Origin of the sequence: Bacillus sp. SIMBA_005, assembly GCF_046535585.1 — a bacterium.
Classification (GTDB): domain Bacteria; phylum Bacillota; class Bacilli; order Bacillales; family Bacillaceae; genus Bacillus; species Bacillus pumilus.
The window spans coordinates 262,911-279,869 of sequence record NZ_JAWRWI010000007.1 but is presented as its reverse complement, the minus strand read 5'-3'; the positions used below and the strand labels follow the sequence as shown (position 1 = coordinate 279,869).

Genomic DNA, 16,959 nt, shown 5'->3' with positions numbered 1-16,959 from the left:
GGTGATATACCTTTCATCCACTCTGATACCTTAAAGGCTGTAAGCTTTACGACAAAATAAAAAAGCCTCTTGGAGGAGGCTTTTTTACGTTTGTTTTCTTGAAGCAACATCGAGGTTGCTACTATCACTTTTAGAAAGTGATGGAATACCAGCAGTAGATACCAGTACAATGACTGCCAATGCACAAAAAACAACTTTTTTAATACTCATAAAGACAGTCCCCTTTCAAAATTTTTGTTTGCGCGTCCAACATTTTCATTAAAAATTCATTTGCTGTTTCGTGATCATTTTTTGATTTGAACACACCTGCCACATCATAAGACAGCTCTTCTAAATAAGCATAAATTTTGTTCTCATCTAAAAAATGAAAGACCTGTTTAATTTGGTCAATATTTACTTTATCAACATATAGGGCTTTGATAAAGTGGAACAGTCGTTTGTATAAATCGTCATCATATTGAACAGAGATCGAAAAGCCATAATCAAGGACATCTTTTCCCTTATTATAGTCGCCTTTTTTCATCAATAATGATGACAAAAAATAAAGCGAATGTGGTAAGTTGTCATATCGTTCATTTTCGTTGATATGAACAGCCTTTTCACAATAAGCAATAGCTTGATCTGTATCACCTAAACATTCATAACAATCAGCCAGATTATAATATGCTGATGAGATCAATCTATTGTTTTGAATTTCTTCAGCCATCATTAAAGATTTTTCTAAATGAGGAAGAGCTTTATCGCTGCGTTTCATATCATCATAGTTTCCTGCAATGACAAATGAGCATTGAATCTTTCTTACTTTATACAGGTCATATTGATCGTAAATCTCCATCGCTTTTAGAATATGGTGCATAGATACATGCGTTTGTTTCATAATGTAATAAGCTTCTGCAACTTTAAAATGGAATTCAGCTCTTTCAATTTCGTCAGAAACAATCTCCAGCTTTATTTCTGCTTTTCTATAATATTTTATCGCTTCTACATATTCTTTATTACTGAATTCATACATGCCTCTGAAAAACAAATTGTAATACTCTAACATGCCGGTGAGCGTTTCTTGAGATGTTTCCATCTGATCTAAGAGGGATGAAATGGTTGGTCTGTTTTTATTAAAGTCTATAGGTTTAATGTAATCTAACATGATTTGATGTCGAAAGCACATCAATTGATAATAAATGAGTAAATCCTGATCTTCTTCCATCCGTTCAATTTCTTGTTCTACCTCAGCTTTCAAAATCTCTGCATCCGGTACACTGAATTGCCGAATCATTTTATACCATTCATTGATTTTCACACCTACATGTGAAGAAAGAACTTTCTCCATCCCTTATTCCCCTTCCACTGATCTCCCTTATATGACATTTATTATCACATACAAGAATTTACAAAGCACCGAAAAGAAACCGCAAAAAGAACGATTGTTACATCAATAAACCTTTGACACAATTCATGATCATCACAAAACAAAAAGGCAGACTCATTTCAGTCTGCCTTCATCTTCTAGATTTCCATGAGAACACCTTTTGTCTTCAGGTAATATGCAATGAATCATTTAACCACTCTTCACAATGTTCAAGAAGCCACCTCAAATATTCCACATATTGACCGACGTGATAGCCATCACAAACAGCATGATGTACTTGAATCGCAACGGGCAGGATGATTTTTTCTTCTTCCACCTTAAATTTGCCTATCGTAAATATTGGCAGTAAATAAGCTTCATCTGTAGATACATTAAGGTTAAAAGAAGTAAAATCAATCCACGGTAGACTTGAAATATTGAACATGTTTTCTGGCATATGAGGTTTCGGAAATAGGCTGCTGCTTTTGCTATATGTTTCAATGTCGGCTACACAGCTTTTATAAAACTGAGCAAAGTTTTCATCATAAGGCGTCCAAATACTTGAAAACGTCTTTGTTTCTTTATTTAGAATTGTATAACTAGGATGGAGAATCTCCCAGTAACCAAGCTCATCGTTCACTTGATCCATCCGAAACTCAGGAATTTTTTGCACAGCTCTTGCTAACAAATAAATTTGCACAGGATATACTTTTAGCTTTTTTTCTTTTAATATTGCATGCAATTTCGTGATGTCTAGATTGACCACCAAGCTATATGAGCACCGGGTTAACGTCATATAATGGTGAAAGTGCTCTTTTCGCGGGTAATTTTCGTCTATTTGTTTAAACATTTTTTATCTCCTCCTGAATTTGATTTACTGTATTCAGGAGGAGACTTTATCTGTTTTCACCACCACAATCATCCTTTCAAGAGATATGTCATGCTTCTGTCTATTCAAAGTCTACCATGAGCTTTGCTTACGATAAAGCCTGCAGCAACTCTTCGTAAGTCATCTTGCCCAACGTGAATTTTTCTAGTGCTATATATGTTTTCTCCGCTGAGGTATTCATTCTATGATGACATTCATTCACTAACTCATGTTCATTTGGTAATGGTTCATGTATATGTTCTTTTTTCCGACATGCTTCATAGTATCTTATCCCAAATATTCTCTGGGACATCGCATTGATGTGAATTCCATCCGGGTTAGGTATAAGACCTTTCGCAGTAACATAATAACAATTTTCATGATGATGTGCATATTTTTGTAGTTCCTCATTAATACGTTGATATTCCACACACCCTTCGCCAAATCCCACCTTTCCCAAGTAATCGCCCAAACCTCCTATCAAAAGCGGAATGTTAGGGACAGATAATTCAGTTCTTAGTTCATGAAATAATCTTCGTATTTTTTCATCGTATTCTTTGTATTTCCCATCTTGGCTGTCACTTTCTCCTTGATGCCATAATATCCCGGCCAATTCGCTATCTTCCTTTGCAAATTTAGCTTCATTTATTGCATGACGAAATAATGCCCCATCTCGTGACCACTCATCAATGGAACTGCCACCTTCAGCACATGGAATAAGACCAATTTTTTCTCCCTGATGATCCTTACACCAAGTCTCCGCGAAGGAAGCCGCCAGTCCTACACCAGCTACCGGCCTATCAAAATGAATAGGTTCAGTCATCATTTGCCATCTTCCATTTCGCAGCATCATGATTCTTTCATTATAAATTGGCGGCACTTCATGCTTAAAGCCTCGACCCGCCATATTAGATTGTCCAATTAGTAAAAATGACTTCATACCTTTCCCCCACCCCTAAATATTTTATCAAAAATGTATTTGCCTGAACGTTATCAGTTTACCCTTGCTTTGTTTTTCATATTTGTCTACTTTTGTCGAAAGGATAGTAAATAGGAATTACTTAGTGTAATATCCTTATGCATCTATCAATCAGGAGGATCTAATATGAAAAAATGTTTTGTATTATTTTTTATATGTTTATTATTGTTAACAGCTTGTAACAGTGCAGCATCTACTAAAAAACAGCTTACCACAGACAACGTGATTGAAGCTTTCAAAAGTGCTGGGCTTGAAGCAGAAAAACCAACTGATCTTGAACAAAAAGAGTTTGGAAATATAAGAGAAGAAGGAAAAAGGATTCTCATTCCTTCTTTAGGTGAAAATGCTGGTGGAAGGATTTTTAAATTTGGAAATGAAACTGATCTTAAGCAAGCAAAATCTTATTATGATGAGTTGGGCAATGCTGGATCTATGTTTTTCTCTCACACATATTCAAAAGGGAACTTCTTATTACAAATGAATGGGGAAATGAAAGATTCTGAATTTGAAAAATATAAGAAGGTGATGGATAAGGAAATAGATTAGTCTAATTTTACTTCTTGCTTCTTTAATTTTTAAAAAGGAGGATTCCGATGGTCCCTATTTCAGATGGCGGCGAACAATCATTCATGTTGAGAAAAACAAACACCTCTTCGTTGCAACTGGCTCGAACTGTCTAGCTCTACCCTATCAAGGTAGTGATATAGAATTTTGTCATAACCAGTGACGCCCTCTAATTTCACTTCTATCGGTTGCTACTAAAGCTTTTTATCCTCTCCTGTATTAAGAACAAAAAATGTTATCTTTTTATTTAAATTCTTTGTTATTCATGTTTTTTCATAATGAATATGCATGCTTTTTGTACCGTTCAAACCCTATAACAAACAACCTATTTACTTCATTTATTTACAAATGATAACATTCATTGGAGTAGGAGGAATATTTCTAACAGCTAAAATAAAATATTGCATTACTAAATAAGCCTAATTTCTAAAATATATTCAAAACAGGAGTTTATTATGGAAAAACTAAGTTCTTCAAAAGGTTTAATATTATCCACGGTTGCAGGAATTTCTGTTTTTATATTCACACCTTTTGCAGAAGCAAATGCAACTAATGCTTTCGAAAAAGAACAGTCCGATTCATATTCATCTATAAAACCTTCTTTTGATCCAGCAAAAGAGGCTACAATAGATGAGACAGCACAGTATTGGAATTTAAATGAAGAAGAAACAGAAAAGTTCAAAAAAGCAATTAAAGAAGCTCAGTCAAAAACAAATGGAGAAGCTATTACACATGGTAAATTCACATGGGCTATAAAAGCAATCAAAGAAGCTTATGACCAATTACCGACAAAACTGAAAGTAATGATAGGTGGTGTTACAGGATTAGAAACAATTCTAGTCACTCTGGAACACTATACAGGCGCGCTTGAACATGGCATTTATTTAGGCGCTCTTAAAGTGACTGGAAGTGAAAATGCGTCATGGTGGGTTGCTAAAACCATCATGTTGTTCGTTTTTTAAAATGAACTAAAACACATCTAAATGATGAAACAACAAGGAGGTGCTTGGTTAATGACACAGGAAAATAAGGCATCCAAAAGTTTGTTAATTACTTTACCCATCGCTATTATCGCTATTGTATTGATTTTAGGGAAAATTGATACGCCTGTAACAAATATTTTATTTTATGTAGTAGCTTTCGGTGTAATGGGTTTAACTGTTTCAAGCTTAATAAAAGACTACAAAAAAAAGAAAAATTGATGACTTGTCCATAGAGGTAATTTATGCAGCTATGAAAAACAGGATAATGAACTCATCGATAGAGGAAGCAGGATTACCAAAATACGGTTTCATGTTCTTAGACACACTATGAAAATATTTTATTAAATAATGGCGCACCTGTCGTATCTTAAATTGACCACACTGAAAAATGCAGTGTGGTTTTTAATTTCCCTAATGTTTTCTTTTATTTTAAAAATACAAAAGCCTCTCTTTTACTGTTTTCTTTTTCTTATCATTAAGAAAATGTAAGTTTTTTATTAATCCAAATGCTATAGATATTTATTAATATGTTAGAAAGTTTACTTGTTCGATGTTACTTATCAACAAACAAAAAAATCCCCTTCCTACAAAGGAAAATTTCTTTAATTTTTGAAAGGAAGTCGTTTAATTGAGAAAAACAAATTGTTTCTGTCTATGTTTATAACTGCTTTAATCTCATTTGTAATTCAATCGGAATTAAGTAAGTTCGGCATGATTAACATGTCAAATCTTTGGGTAGATTTGGTCAGTTGGATAGTAATATTCATTGGCGTTGAAACGTCTTTTAGAACGATCAATAAAATGAAACATTGAACCGAATAAAGACAAACAAAAAAGCCCCTATAGAAAGGGACTTTGGGTATATTAACGTAATAGTTGAAGTACGTTTTGTGGCTGTTGATTCGCTTGTGCAAGCATAGCTTGAGAAGCTTGAGAAAGAATGTTGTTCTTAGTGAACTCACTCATTTCTTTTGCCATGTCGACATCGCGAATACGAGACTCAGCAGCAGTTAAGTTTTCAGCAGATGCCCCCAAGTTGTTAATTGTGTGCTCTAGACGGTTTTGTACTGCACCAAGTTTTCCACGTTGAGCAGATACTTGGTTAATAGCTGCATCAACAATACTTAGTTGAGTATCAAAACCAACATCAGTAGCATCAGCTGCATTATCAGCAAATTTTCTAACATCGATGTCTTTCAAAGATTGATTTGCAACAATTCCATCAGCGTCTTTAACTCCTAATGCATCTGTGCTCATTTTTTCAATATGAACTGAAATTTGTTGAGTTGCGTTAGCACCGATTTGGAATACCAAATCATTACCAGTTGCTGGGACTGCAGGTGTACCTGCATCATCTGGATCATCTGGATCTCCCGGAATTGCTGGAGTTCCCGGCGTTCCGGCTTTAAACGTACCATCTAATAATTTCTTACCGTTAAACTCTGTACGGTTTGAGATACCGTCTACTTCTTCTTGTAGAGCTTTAATCTCATCTTGAATAGATTGAAGATCAGACTCTTTATCCTGTGTACCAGTATTTCCAGCTTGAACGACTAGTTCACGAACACGTTGAAGGATTGAGTGAGTTTCAGTCAATGCACCTTCAGCTGTTTGGATAAGTGAGATACCGTCTTGTGCGTTTTTAGATGCCATTTCTAATCCGCGGATTTGTCCACGCATTTTCTCAGAGATCGCTAGACCTGCTGCGTCATCTCCTGCACGGTTGATTTTAAGACCAGAAGAAAGCTTCTCCATGTTCTTTTGGCTCGCACCGTTGTTTGCAGACAAACGGTTTAAAGTGTTAAGTGCTGCGATATTGTGGTTAATTCTCATTTCTTATTACCTCCGTGTAATTTTTTAGAGCTTATCTGTAAAGTCCATTTAGATGAGAAGCTCTTCCTTAGAATTTTCGATTTCTAAGGCATGTGTATAGTAGTAACGCAGAGCATCTTTTGGTTCTCTAACTTTACTACCTTATGTAACATCAGTTATGGCAATAATCCTGAAACCTCCTTCTATCATGCAAAATGATTATTCTTGTCACTTTTACGAGACTAGATACTCGCCATAACAATGAGTATTATGTTACCTACTATAGACAGACCTTCCACATATTTTAGTTTGTGGAAATTGTTAATTTCACAAATTCGACACATTTAACAACCAGATAAGGATGATAAAATTCAAACAACTGCAGTTTTATGGAATATTAAGTAAAATATAAATAATATATTACGAAAACAGGAGGTTTAAGCGGAGTCACTATACACGACAAAGTTTTACAAGTTATTTTTAAATCGGCTATTGAAGAAGCATTAAAGTTGATCCTATGAAAGGACTTCCTAGCAAGAAATAAACTATTTTGAAGCTGACGAAGCTGGGATCTCGGCGCCTTTCATATGAATCGTTCAATTTCAAAGACTCGGTTTGGTATCTCTTGGAGTCACACTTCTTACTTTCGGGGCCTTTGTTTTTTGGGGATCAAACATAGTGAAGAAGGTTTTCAGAAAAACGTCTCCTGAAAAATAAACACCGTAATAAAGCCCCTCATAAAGGACAAAGTCTTTACTTATTTCAGCGGTTTTTGATTGTATTCGGTCCGTAAATGCCGTCAGCAATTTTACCATTTATGTAAATATATCTCTATAATACAATAGGTTTTAGAAAGGAGAATTTTTATGAAAAATAACTTATCCTTACTAGGTGCAATCGCCATTTTAATTATCACCATTATGAACTTTGCTTCAAAAGATGAAATAATCACAGGGATAGTTGGAGGTATATTGTTTATATTCATGCTTGTTCTAAACATTGTTTCTAGAAAACGAGCAAACAATAACTCTACTTAAGGTAATGGAATTGAAGTGAAAACTTTTAGTTAGTAGTTTAAGTGAGACCTCTTACTTCAATGTAGGTGGTTTTTTATTTCAATCATTTAAATACAGCTCTTTTTCTCTTATTCCTAGTCAAATAATCGCTTAATGATTTTCATACTCTCACCTACTTTGTTCAACATTCTTCTTTTATACAGATGCAAAAGTATGGATAAATTTTTTATAATTTATCTATTTTAACATTCAATTTTTCACTAACAGCTAAACTTCTCTTTTTGTGGCCTATCATTTTTTTAAATCAAAGAACTTAAAAAATTAACAACGTTGTTTTGATTTATTATCACTTTTTCTTTATAGGCATAGAAAAACCCATCCTTAAACAATTAAAGGATGGGTTTACATCAACGTCTTTTCATATGATTCCGACTGGGCTCGAACCAGCGACCTCTACCCTGTCAAGGTAGCGCTCTCCCAGCTGAGCTACGGAATCGGGTTATGTATCAGTTCTGGGCTTTCTGTTACTGACAGTCTCTATTATATAACCATCATGATCAATCGTCAATGGTTTTGTTCAAAAAAGGTCAAAAAGCCGGCGGCTGTGCCGGCTTTTTTCTTCCTTTATGATTGGTTGACAAGAACGGGCTTGAGTTGATCGAGTGCTTGTTTGAAGTCGCGTTTGAGATCTTCTCCGTTTTCTACTCCTACACTTAATCGAAGTAAACCGTCCGTAATCCCTCTTTTTTCTCTTTCTTCTTTTGGCATAGCCGCATGTGACATTTTGGCTGGGTATGACAGGATCGATTCGACGGCGCCGAGGCTGACGGCGAATACAGGTAATGTGACATTATCCACTAATTCCTTGACAGCCGCTTGGTTTTCTAATTCAAATGAGAGAACGGCTCCAGCTCCGCTCGCTTGCTTTCGCTGAATGTCTGCCCCAGGATGGTCATCTAAGCCTGGATAGTATACTTTTTTCACTGCAGGATGCTCTTTGAGGAATGAAGCGAGTTCAAATGCCGTTTGGCTGGCTTTTTCTAATCTCACCTGAAGGGTTTTTAATCCCCTTAACACAAGCCAGCAATCCTGCACGCCAAGGACCGCACCGAAGGAGTTTTGCAGCGAATACAGCTCCTCACCTAACTTCTCGTCTTTTACTACAGCTAAGCCTGATAGTACATCACTGTGTCCGCTCAAAAATTTCGTTGCACTATGCAGGACAACGTCAACGCCAAGATCGAGCGGACGCTGAAGAGCGGGTGTTAAAAATGTATTATCTAAAAAAGTCAGACAGTCATGTTCTTTGGCAAGTTGGACGACACCCCCAATATCCGTAATTCCTAGAGTCGGGTTTGACGGTGTTTCCAAGTAAATGACTTTTGTATTCGATTGAATGCCTCTTTTGACTTCATTCAAATCCGTCATGTCCACAAAGGTATGCTCAATGCCAAATCGCGAAAGAACTTGAGTAATCATTCTGAAAGTACCGCCATACACATCTCTTGTGACAAGGACGTGATCTCCTTTTGATAATAGCAGAAAAGCAGTGGAGATGGCTGCCATGCCTGATGCAAAAGCAAGCCCTCTTGTTCCTCCTTCTAGCGCCGCAATCGTATCCTCTAACGCTTGGCGTGTAGGAGTCCCCGACCTTGAGTAGTCATATTGACCAAAATCATCGAAGCTGCTTTGATGAAAGGTGGATGCATGCTGAATCGGTACACTGACTGCACCTGTTGAACGATCTGTTTTGAATGCATTATGAACGAGTTGGGTTTCGAATGTCCAATCATGTGTGGTCATTTAGCATGTACCTCCTCTTTTACTTGTGATAGTGCCTGCTTTAGGTCTGCCTTCAGATCATCTACGTGCTCAATACCAACGGAGAAACGGAGCAGTTTGTTACACACACCGTTTGCAATGCGAATTTCCTCAGGAATATCCATGTGCGTTTGCGTCGCAGGATACGTAATGAAGCTTTCAATTCCGCCAAGACTTTCAGCAAAACAAATCGTTTTCAGCTGCTTCAAAAATGGATTGACCCAGTCCTCTTTGGCTACACGGAATGACAGCATTCCTCCCTTGCCTGGGTAAAGGACATCTTGAATTTCTGGCTGTTTCTTTAAAAACGCTGCTAGCTCCTTCGCATTTGCCTCGTGCTGGCGCATTCTAAGAGCCAGTGTTTTCATCCCTCTCATTAACAGCCATGAGTCAAATGGAGATAAAACGGCGCCAATTGCGTTTTGATGCTGGAACATGTCTTCAGAGAGCTTCTCTCCTTTTGTCACCACAAGCCCGGCAAGAACGTCATTGTGCCCGCCTAAATATTTGGTTGCACTATGGATGACAATGTCTGCTCCAAGCGTAATTGGCTTTTGCAAAACGGGTGTGTAAAAGGTGTTATCAACAATGACCAATGCGTCATGTTCTTTTGCAACCTTCGCTATTTTTTGAATATCCGCTTCCTGCATCAGTGGATTTGTCGGCGTCTCAATAAAGACTGCTTTTGTGTTTGGCGTGATTTTAGAGCGTAAACAGTCTTCATCTGAAAAATCATCGTAAATAAAACGTAAGCCGTACTTTTTCCATTCGTTTTCAAACAAACGGTATGTACCGCCATATAGGTCTGATGAGACGATGAGTTCATCACCGCTTTCAAATAGCGCCATAATCGTTTGGATCGCAGCCATTCCCGAACTGAAGGCAAATCCGGCGGTCCCTTCTTCGAGTGAAGCAATCGCATCCTCTACAAGCTGCCTTGTTGGGTTTTTCGTTCGAATGTAATCAAATCCGGTTGATTCCCCTATACCTCTATGTCTGTATGCTGTTGAAAGATAAACGGGGGGACTGACCGTACCAGTCGCCTCTTCGCTCCGGTTTCCAATTTGCGCTAATGTCGTTTCCACATGCTCTGTCATTTGACACCATCCTAAGTAAAAATCTGATTTCAAAACAGAAAACCCCTTCTTCATAAGAAGAAGGGGTTTTAATCGCTTCCTCTTATCTTCCAAGCAAAAAAGCTGCTTGCTGGATTTAGCACCTTGGTACATCACATGAAGTGATGCATACCGGTTGCTGAGGTTTCAAAGGGCCAGTCCCTCCACCTCTCACGATAAGAATGTGTTGTCTGTCTGTTCTAATTCTTAATACTGTAACGCATTAAATCTCATTTTTCAAGAGGAAATGGAACAATTAATTGAAATTTTCTGTATTTTATAACAGATTCGGTGTTAACTGAATTGATTGCATGTTAGCATATAGGAACAACGCTATTTTTCATGTTACAATGAATGGAAACGTTTCACTTTGTGATGAAATCGGTTAGCTGGAGGAATGGATTATGGTGAAGAAAACAGGCATTATTCAAGAAGAAACCTTACATTCAAAAGAACTTGGGGCGGATATGACCCTTTTGATCTATTTGCCAGTCAATTACTCCCCCCTTTATACATATCATGTCATCATTGCCCAAGATGGTCATGATTATTTCCGTTTAGGCAAAATAGGCAGACAGGCAGAAGAATTGATGCAAAACAAAGAAATGGAACGCTCCATTATCATTGGTGTCCCTTATGAAAATGTCACGGAAAGACGGAATACGTATCATCCAGATGGCACAAAATTTGAAGCATATAAACGCTTTTTAGCAAATGAACTAGTCCCTTATATTGATACGCACTATCCAACCTATCAAATTGGCTCAGGACGCACGTTTATTGGTGATTCACTGGGTGCTACAATTTCTCTTATGACAGCGATTGATTATCCTTCTTTATTTGGCGGACTCATTTTGCAGTCTCCTTACGTTGATGAGTCAGTCTTAGAAGCTGTTAAACAGTCGACTGCCCTTTCTCATTATGCGATTATCCATCAAATTGGACTGGAAGAAACGGCTGTGAAAACGACAGACGGCCAAGTGCTTGATTTTATTCAGCCGAACGACGATTTAAAGACACTTCTTGAACAGTCAGGTGCAGATTATTTATTTGAGACATTCGAAGGGGATCATAAATGGACGTATTGGCAGCCGCTCATTGCGCCTTCGTTAAAAAGAATGCTCCCATATTCGTTAATCAACTGAATTTTGTTATAATAAACAATAATAAATACTTTCTTAATCAGGAGGGAACAAGATGAAATACGGAGTTGTTATATTTCCATCAAAAAAATTGCAAGATATTGCGAACTCTTACCGGAAGCGTTATGATCCGAACTATGCACTCATACCGCCTCATTTAACACTTAGAACACCTTTTGAATTAACGGATCTAGAAGCGGCTGAGGTCGTCTCAACGCTAAGAGAGTATGCAAAAAATGCTTCTCCTGTTACATTACGTATTAAAAAATTCAGTTCATTCGCTCCTGTAAACAACGTTATTTATATGAAAGTAGAACCGAACGAAGAAATCATGGCGCTTAATGAAAGGTTGTATGCAGATCCACTTGAAGGTACACCTGAATATGCCTTTGTTCCGCATGTAACAGTGGCTCAAAAACTATCAGATGATGAGCATTCAGACGTTCTTGGCACATTAAAGCTGAGAAAGATTGACCATGAAGAAACAGTGGATCGCTTCCACCTTTTATATCAATTAGAGAACGGATCTTGGACCGTCTATGAAACATTTATTTTAGGAGAAGAGGGTTAAGTACATTTGAAAACAGTTATCGCAACAGCACAAACACAACGAGAAGATGCATATTACGTTCGAAAAGAAGTATTCGTCAAAGAACAAGAAGTCCCGTTAGAGATTGAAATAGATGAACTAGAAGACGAGGCCATTCATTTTGTCATTTATAATGATGAAATGAAGCCTCAGGCAGCCGCTAGATTGCGGATCATTGAAGGACCAAAGGCAAAGCTAGAACGAATTTGCGTGTTAAAAGAGGCGCGCGCTTTCGGCCTTGGCCACAAACTATTAGAAGCGCTGGAAACAGAAGCCATTGCGAATGGAGCGAAGGAAGCGGTTATGCACGCACAAGTCCAAGCTCTTCCTTTCTACGAAAAGAAAGGCTACAAAGCCGTATCTGAGCCATTTGAAGAAGCAGGGATCACACATGTCAAAATGACAAAAACGCTGTCTGTTTGACCAAAAGAAAAAGCCAGGACATCATGGATGATGCTCTGGCTTTTTCTTTATCATCGTTCGTCAATGGAAGAAAGCGCAATCATTTATATATACGTATTAATATGAACGCCTTTGCCTTCCTCCATAAACATATCTCGTACAAAGCGTTCCCGCTTTTTTTGCTGTACTTTCGTTTCCGCTTCTGTCACTAAGTCCTCTTTTTTCTCCAGCTCTCTGTATACCTTGTCATGAAAGGTGCGAGTAACCTTAGTTACTTTCGCGTAGTCTTCTTTATCCTGAGGAGCAGGACGATTGATATATTGAAAATACAGATCCGGCTGAATCGGGGCTATATATCCCATCAAGAACGCCTCCTTTGCTTCTCTTCTACTCTACTATTCCCTAATAATGACTGTTTGAAACACGTCTCATTTGATATGATTAGATGTGTTTCTTTTTAAGATTGATTAACTATTGGAGGACTAGCTTTGAAATGCGCACGACGACATGATCGAACGATCTCATTACATACGTATTCGAGAGAACATTATCAATTCCTCCATGACGAGGGAAAAAAAGGGCACTTATTCTGCCCATATTGCGGACAACCAGTCTCTTTCAGATTAAATATACATGAAGAACCTGCCTTTATTCATAAACATATGTCTCAGCAAGAGCTGTGTGAACAAGCAGAAGAACAAGAAGATCAGAAAAAACACGCAGAGCGAGAGGAAAGTGCTGCTTATAAAGAACTTGGGGGCTTCCGTTTTCCAACAGGTAAACAAATCATCTCGCAAACGAATGAATCATATGACTGGCAGGAACCAAGGTCGATTCAATTTAGCGATGTGATACATTTAGAAGAAAATGAACAAGCACATACCATCGATCTCTTTCCGCATATCACCTTTAGCACACCGCAGCTTCAAGCTGTCACACATAAAGACGGTCCGATGCTTGTGCTGGCTGGTGCTGGCAGCGGGAAAACAAGAGTCCTGACAGCAAGAGCGGCTTATCTCATGTCACATCATCATATTCCTGCTCACCATATCTTACTCGTGACGTTCACCACAAAAGCCAGCAGTGAAATGAAAGAAAGACTGCGCAAGCAATATCAGCTGCACCCATCACAAGCAAGCCAAGTGGTGACAGGCACCTTCCACAGTCTTTTTTATAAAATGCTGCTTCACGATGACGCAAACAAATGGAACGGCCAGCACCTGATCAAGTTTGATTGGCAGAAGGAACAGTACATTCGGAAAGCCATCATGAATGAAAGACTAGATGAAAAAGACTACCCTACCGATCAAGTCCTGCAATCGATCGGCTATTGGAAAAATGCTTTTTTACCAGGCGATCTTCCTGATTTGAAGGATGAAAAGGAAAAACACATGTGGACGATCTATCAATCTTATGAACAGCAAAAACGAGACAATCAGCAATTTGACTTTGATGACATGGCCATTGCCTGCTTGCACATGCTGACTGAACAGTCTGAACTGCTTAAACGGTATCAAGAACGGTTCAAATATATATTGGTGGATGAATTTCAGGATATAAATCCAGTTCAATATCAATTGATTCAGCTGTTAGCTGGAGAATCTGAGCAGCTATTTTGTGTCGGTGATGATGATCAAGCCATTTATGCCTTTAGGGGCAGTAATCCTGCTTTCATTCTTGAATTTAAACGAGATTATCCTTCGGCTCAGATTGTTCATTTACATGCCAATTACCGGTCGCATCATACGATTGTCGCAAGTGCGGATGCCGTTATTAAGAAAAATCAGCATCGTTATGAGAAAACGTTAAAAGCCGTCCGATCGGAGACAATCCCTCCTACGCTCTTTTATCCATATGACGAGGAAGAGGAAGCGACCATGATCGTGGCAGATATTCAGGAGAAAATTAAAAACGGAGCAAAGCCGAGTGATATCTGCGTGCTCTTTCGCACCAATACGGGAGGCCGCGCGATTTATGAGCGTCTGCATCAATCCGCGATTCCGTATGAGACGGAGGCTGGTGTCAAAGCCTTCTACAGCAGACGAATTGTTCGGGTTCTTCTCGCCTTTCTCTCTTTAAGTCAGGATGCCGATGATGTGTCCGCTATGAAACAGCTGCTTCCGGTTTTCTTTTTAAAGCAGCAGACCTTAAACACAATGAAGGCACTAACCATCACGGAAGATTGTTCAATGGTCGACGCACTCGGAAAACTAACAGATATTCAGCCGTTTCAACGGAAAAAGCTGCAATCCATTGTTCCTCTGTTCCGCACGTTACGAAATTTAAAGCCGTCTGACGCTGTGGCGTTTATTGAACAAAAGATGGGACTTGGTGATTTCTTAAAAAAACGAGTGAACGATACGAATGTACTTGAAAAAGGGGCGGATGATGTACGAGATGTAAAAACCGCTGCCAAACGCTTTGAAACGATTGAAGCCTTTCTCTCACATGCCGAACATATGAAGTCTGCCGAAAAGGAAAAGACAGACGAACCAGGTGTTCAGCTCATGACGATTCACCGTGCAAAGGGACTGGAATTTCAAACGGTGTACATCACTTGCGTGGTCGACGGAGCACTGCCACATGATTTCTCACTCGATGAACTCAGAAACGGTGATGAAGAAGCCTTGGAAGAAGAGCGCCGTTTATTATATGTGGCTATGACAAGAGCTGAACAGTCTCTTTATCTATCGGTTCCATCATTTAGACGAGGGAAAACCGCTCATCGCTCGCGCTTTTTGTATCCCCTACTAAAGAAAAATCGAGCATTATTCACAGAAAAACAACAGGCCCCCCTTTAAGCGGAGAGCCTGTTGTTTATTTTTTGTTGTTCATCATTTTAGCGATGGTATTGAAATCAAGCTTTTCTTTTCCACTTGTAATCGATTGAACGATTTTGTCTTCCATTTCTTTAGGTACACGTTTGTTCGCAAGCTGCGCTACTTTTTTAATGACACCTCGAACCGTTGCTTCATCTTTAAAGTTAGCATTTTGCAAAGAACCTGCAAGTTTAAAGACATCGTTCATATTCACACCCGTTTTATTTTCAACGCTTTTAAAGAATTTATTATCCATTCATTTGCCTCCTCTTTATGGAGTAATCACCTTACTATATGAAAATAGGCGAGATATGTGCCTATCCTAAAGCCTTGTTTGCCCAAAGAGAAAGGAAAGCAAAGGGCTCCCCCATTGCTTCCCTCACCTTCTTACTGTTTAGTTAAAGAAAGAAGCACCAACGATGATTAGAAGGATGAAAAGCACAACGACAAGAACAAATGTTGATCCATATCCGCCGCCGTAACCTCCGCCGTAGCCGCCGCAAGAACCGCCACCGTAACCGTAACAACTCATATATAAGCACCTCCTCTTCTCCCTTACAAAATATGAAAAATACTACAAATGGTTTGGACGATCACATAAAAAAGTGCGGAATTTTTATTTCTGCTGTTTAAAGACGTAATCTGCCTCTCCATGACACACAATGAATGCTTCTGTTTCTTTCGCAAAAGCATCCATCTTCTCGCCAAATGCCTTTAAGTGCTGCTCAAGATCCTTCGCTTTATCCGCTAGATCCATTTCACCCTTTTCGTGCGCTTGCTCTTTCCCATCATGGGGTTTAGTGAACAAGGAACCGATTAATTGTTCGAATGCATCCATTCTGGTCACCCCTTCTCTCTTACATATGCATCACTCAAAAAAAGGGCAACAAAAAAACCGGATAAATCCGGCTTTTGTTTTCTCTTCTATTGAGGTTTCTTTTTGTTTCCACAGCCGCAGCCTGCTTTTTTAATTTTCTTCGTATAAACAGATTGTTGATTTGACTGCGCTGGATAACCTTGAAGCGTATGTGACGGCGTTTCAGTTGGTTTCATCGCAACCCTTCCTTTCCTATTCCATGATAGTATATGCATTTTTTGAAAGCGTGTCTGATCAGAATGCCTGTTTATTTCACCAGCTTTGAGACAATTGCTTCAATAATGCCTGCTGCTGCTGCAATGGCTAATAGTAAATTAAGCCACATGCTGATGACAGGAAATAGTATGTATATCAGAAGTAAAGCAGCAGTGCACCACATGCCAGTACACCAATAACAGCTTAACAGCTCTCCTATCCAAGACCGCAGCCCTTTACCTTTAATGATGATATATGTCTCTACTTCACCTTGTTCATTGATCTCTTCTTGTTCTTCATGAAATAAACGGCGGAAAGGAGCAGTAATGGTATCAAACACAATGAGCCTCGTCAGTCTAAAGGATGCGAGGGCAAACACGACAAATGACAAAGCACCGCTCAGAAGCCTCCACCTCCCTCTTTCTCCTTTTT

21 protein-coding genes, 1 tRNA gene and 1 riboswitch are annotated in these 16,959 nt (G+C 38.7%); of the genes, 8 read left to right on the top strand and 14 right to left on the bottom strand.

Annotated features, from left to right (window positions below; genetic code table 11):
• Positions 1-84: 84 nt before the first annotated feature.
• From SB660_RS14050 to SB660_RS14035, 4 genes are all read right to left on the bottom strand, one after another.
• Positions 85-210 (bottom strand): hypothetical protein, encoded by a 126-nt coding sequence (locus tag SB660_RS14050; protein WP_257474528.1) that lies wholly within the window; start codon positions 208-210, stop codon positions 85-87.
• Entirely contained in the window at positions 200-1,327 is a 1,128-nt protein-coding gene (locus SB660_RS14045; RefSeq protein ID WP_410582992.1) for a response regulator aspartate phosphatase, read from the bottom strand. Before SB660_RS14045 ends, SB660_RS14050 begins: the two co-directional genes overlap by 11 nt.
• A 205-nt stretch (positions 1,328-1,532) precedes the next feature.
• Positions 1,533-2,195: a type A chloramphenicol O-acetyltransferase gene (catA, locus tag SB660_RS14040; protein WP_180309159.1), complete on the bottom strand. Its 663-nt coding sequence runs from the start codon at positions 2,193-2,195 to the stop codon at positions 1,533-1,535.
• A gap of 127 nt (positions 2,196-2,322) precedes the next feature.
• Entirely contained in the window at positions 2,323-3,153 is an 831-nt protein-coding gene (locus tag SB660_RS14035) for a sialate O-acetylesterase (protein WP_410582990.1), read from the bottom strand.
• Positions 3,154-3,318: 165 nt separating this feature from the next.
• Here SB660_RS14035 and SB660_RS14030 point away from each other — a divergent pair, with 165 nt between their 5' ends.
• The 3 genes from SB660_RS14030 (at position 3,319) to SB660_RS14020 (ending at position 4,958) form a co-directional block, all read left to right on the top strand.
• The gene (locus SB660_RS14030) at positions 3,319-3,738 is read left to right on the top strand and encodes a putative periplasmic lipoprotein (RefSeq protein ID WP_180309161.1); all 420 of its coding nucleotides are present in this window, start codon (positions 3,319-3,321) and stop codon (positions 3,736-3,738) included.
• A gap of 473 nt (positions 3,739-4,211) precedes the next feature.
• On the top strand, positions 4,212-4,718 hold the full coding sequence (locus SB660_RS14025; protein ID WP_410582988.1) for a hypothetical protein: 507 nt from the start codon (positions 4,212-4,214) through the stop codon (positions 4,716-4,718).
• A 51-nt stretch (positions 4,719-4,769) separates the two neighbouring features.
• Positions 4,770-4,958 (top strand): hypothetical protein, encoded by a 189-nt coding sequence (locus SB660_RS14020; RefSeq protein ID WP_058014259.1) that lies wholly within the window; start codon positions 4,770-4,772, stop codon positions 4,956-4,958.
• A gap of 645 nt (positions 4,959-5,603) precedes the next feature.
• On the opposite strand, the gene hag is transcribed toward SB660_RS14020, so the two are convergent.
• A complete protein-coding gene (gene hag, locus SB660_RS14015) occupies positions 5,604-6,572 on the bottom strand; it encodes a flagellin Hag (protein WP_058014260.1) in 969 nt (322 codons plus the stop codon).
• Positions 6,573-7,417: 845 nt separating this feature from the next.
• Between hag and SB660_RS14010 the strand changes: the two genes are divergently transcribed.
• On the top strand, positions 7,418-7,588 hold the full coding sequence (locus SB660_RS14010) for a hypothetical protein (RefSeq protein WP_410582985.1): 171 nt from the start codon (positions 7,418-7,420) through the stop codon (positions 7,586-7,588).
• A 402-nt stretch (positions 7,589-7,990) separates the two neighbouring features.
• Here the strand turns inward: SB660_RS14010 and SB660_RS14005 are convergent.
• From SB660_RS14005 to SB660_RS13995, 3 genes are all read right to left on the bottom strand, one after another.
• A tRNA-Val gene (locus SB660_RS14005) sits at positions 7,991-8,063 on the bottom strand.
• A gap of 128 nt (positions 8,064-8,191) precedes the next feature.
• Positions 8,192-9,370, bottom strand: a complete 1,179-nt coding sequence (metC, locus tag SB660_RS14000) for a cystathionine beta-lyase (protein ID WP_180309214.1) — start codon at positions 9,368-9,370, stop codon at positions 8,192-8,194.
• Positions 9,367-10,485, bottom strand: a complete 1,119-nt coding sequence (locus SB660_RS13995) for a methionine biosynthesis PLP-dependent protein (protein ID WP_410582983.1) — start codon at positions 10,483-10,485, stop codon at positions 9,367-9,369. Before SB660_RS13995 ends, metC begins: the two co-directional genes overlap by 4 nt.
• Positions 10,486-10,564: 79 nt before the next feature.
• A riboswitch (SAM riboswitch) is annotated at positions 10,565-10,686 on the bottom strand.
• A 221-nt stretch (positions 10,687-10,907) separates the two neighbouring features.
• Between SB660_RS13995 and SB660_RS13990 the strand changes: the two genes are divergently transcribed.
• The 3 genes from SB660_RS13990 to SB660_RS13980 are packed head-to-tail and all read left to right on the top strand — an operon-like array spanning position 10,908 to position 12,657.
• On the top strand, positions 10,908-11,648 hold the full coding sequence (locus SB660_RS13990) for an alpha/beta hydrolase (RefSeq protein WP_058014267.1): 741 nt from the start codon (positions 10,908-10,910) through the stop codon (positions 11,646-11,648).
• A gap of 52 nt (positions 11,649-11,700) precedes the next feature.
• A complete protein-coding gene (locus tag SB660_RS13985) occupies positions 11,701-12,216 on the top strand; it encodes a YjcG family protein (protein WP_058014268.1) in 516 nt (171 codons plus the stop codon).
• A gap of 6 nt (positions 12,217-12,222) precedes the next feature.
• Positions 12,223-12,657 (top strand): GNAT family N-acetyltransferase, encoded by a 435-nt coding sequence (locus tag SB660_RS13980; RefSeq protein WP_058014269.1) that lies wholly within the window; start codon positions 12,223-12,225, stop codon positions 12,655-12,657.
• Positions 12,658-12,740: 83 nt separating this feature from the next.
• On the opposite strand, the gene SB660_RS13975 is transcribed toward SB660_RS13980, so the two are convergent.
• Positions 12,741-12,998, bottom strand: coding sequence for a hypothetical protein (locus SB660_RS13975; RefSeq protein ID WP_058014270.1), 258 nt, complete (start codon positions 12,996-12,998; stop codon positions 12,741-12,743).
• A 126-nt stretch (positions 12,999-13,124) separates the two neighbouring features.
• Between SB660_RS13975 and SB660_RS13970 the strand changes: the two genes are divergently transcribed.
• Positions 13,125-15,437, top strand: a complete 2,313-nt coding sequence (locus SB660_RS13970; protein WP_410582981.1) for a UvrD-helicase domain-containing protein — start codon at positions 13,125-13,127, stop codon at positions 15,435-15,437.
• A 16-nt stretch (positions 15,438-15,453) separates the two neighbouring features.
• On the opposite strand, the gene spoVIF is transcribed toward SB660_RS13970, so the two are convergent.
• From spoVIF to SB660_RS13945, 5 genes are all read right to left on the bottom strand, one after another.
• The gene (spoVIF, locus tag SB660_RS13965; protein WP_003212292.1) at positions 15,454-15,711 is read right to left on the bottom strand and encodes a sporulation-specific transcription regulator SpoVIF; all 258 of its coding nucleotides are present in this window, start codon (positions 15,709-15,711) and stop codon (positions 15,454-15,456) included.
• Between the two features lie 138 nt (positions 15,712-15,849).
• Complete coding sequence (locus SB660_RS13960; RefSeq protein ID WP_003212017.1) at positions 15,850-15,987, bottom strand: YjcZ family sporulation protein; 138 nt, start codon at positions 15,985-15,987, stop codon at positions 15,850-15,852.
• Between the two features lie 84 nt (positions 15,988-16,071).
• Entirely contained in the window at positions 16,072-16,293 is a 222-nt protein-coding gene (locus tag SB660_RS13955) for a hypothetical protein (protein ID WP_410582978.1), read from the bottom strand.
• 86 nt (positions 16,294-16,379) lie between these two features.
• Positions 16,380-16,508 carry a hypothetical protein gene (locus SB660_RS13950; RefSeq protein WP_003211271.1) on the bottom strand — a complete coding sequence of 43 codons (129 nt, stop codon included), beginning with the start codon at positions 16,506-16,508 and terminating at the stop codon, positions 16,380-16,382.
• Between the two features lie 71 nt (positions 16,509-16,579).
• Positions 16,580-16,930: a DUF1360 domain-containing protein gene (locus SB660_RS13945; RefSeq protein ID WP_058014494.1), complete on the bottom strand. Its 351-nt coding sequence runs from the start codon at positions 16,928-16,930 to the stop codon at positions 16,580-16,582.
• Positions 16,931-16,959 lie beyond the last annotated feature (29 nt).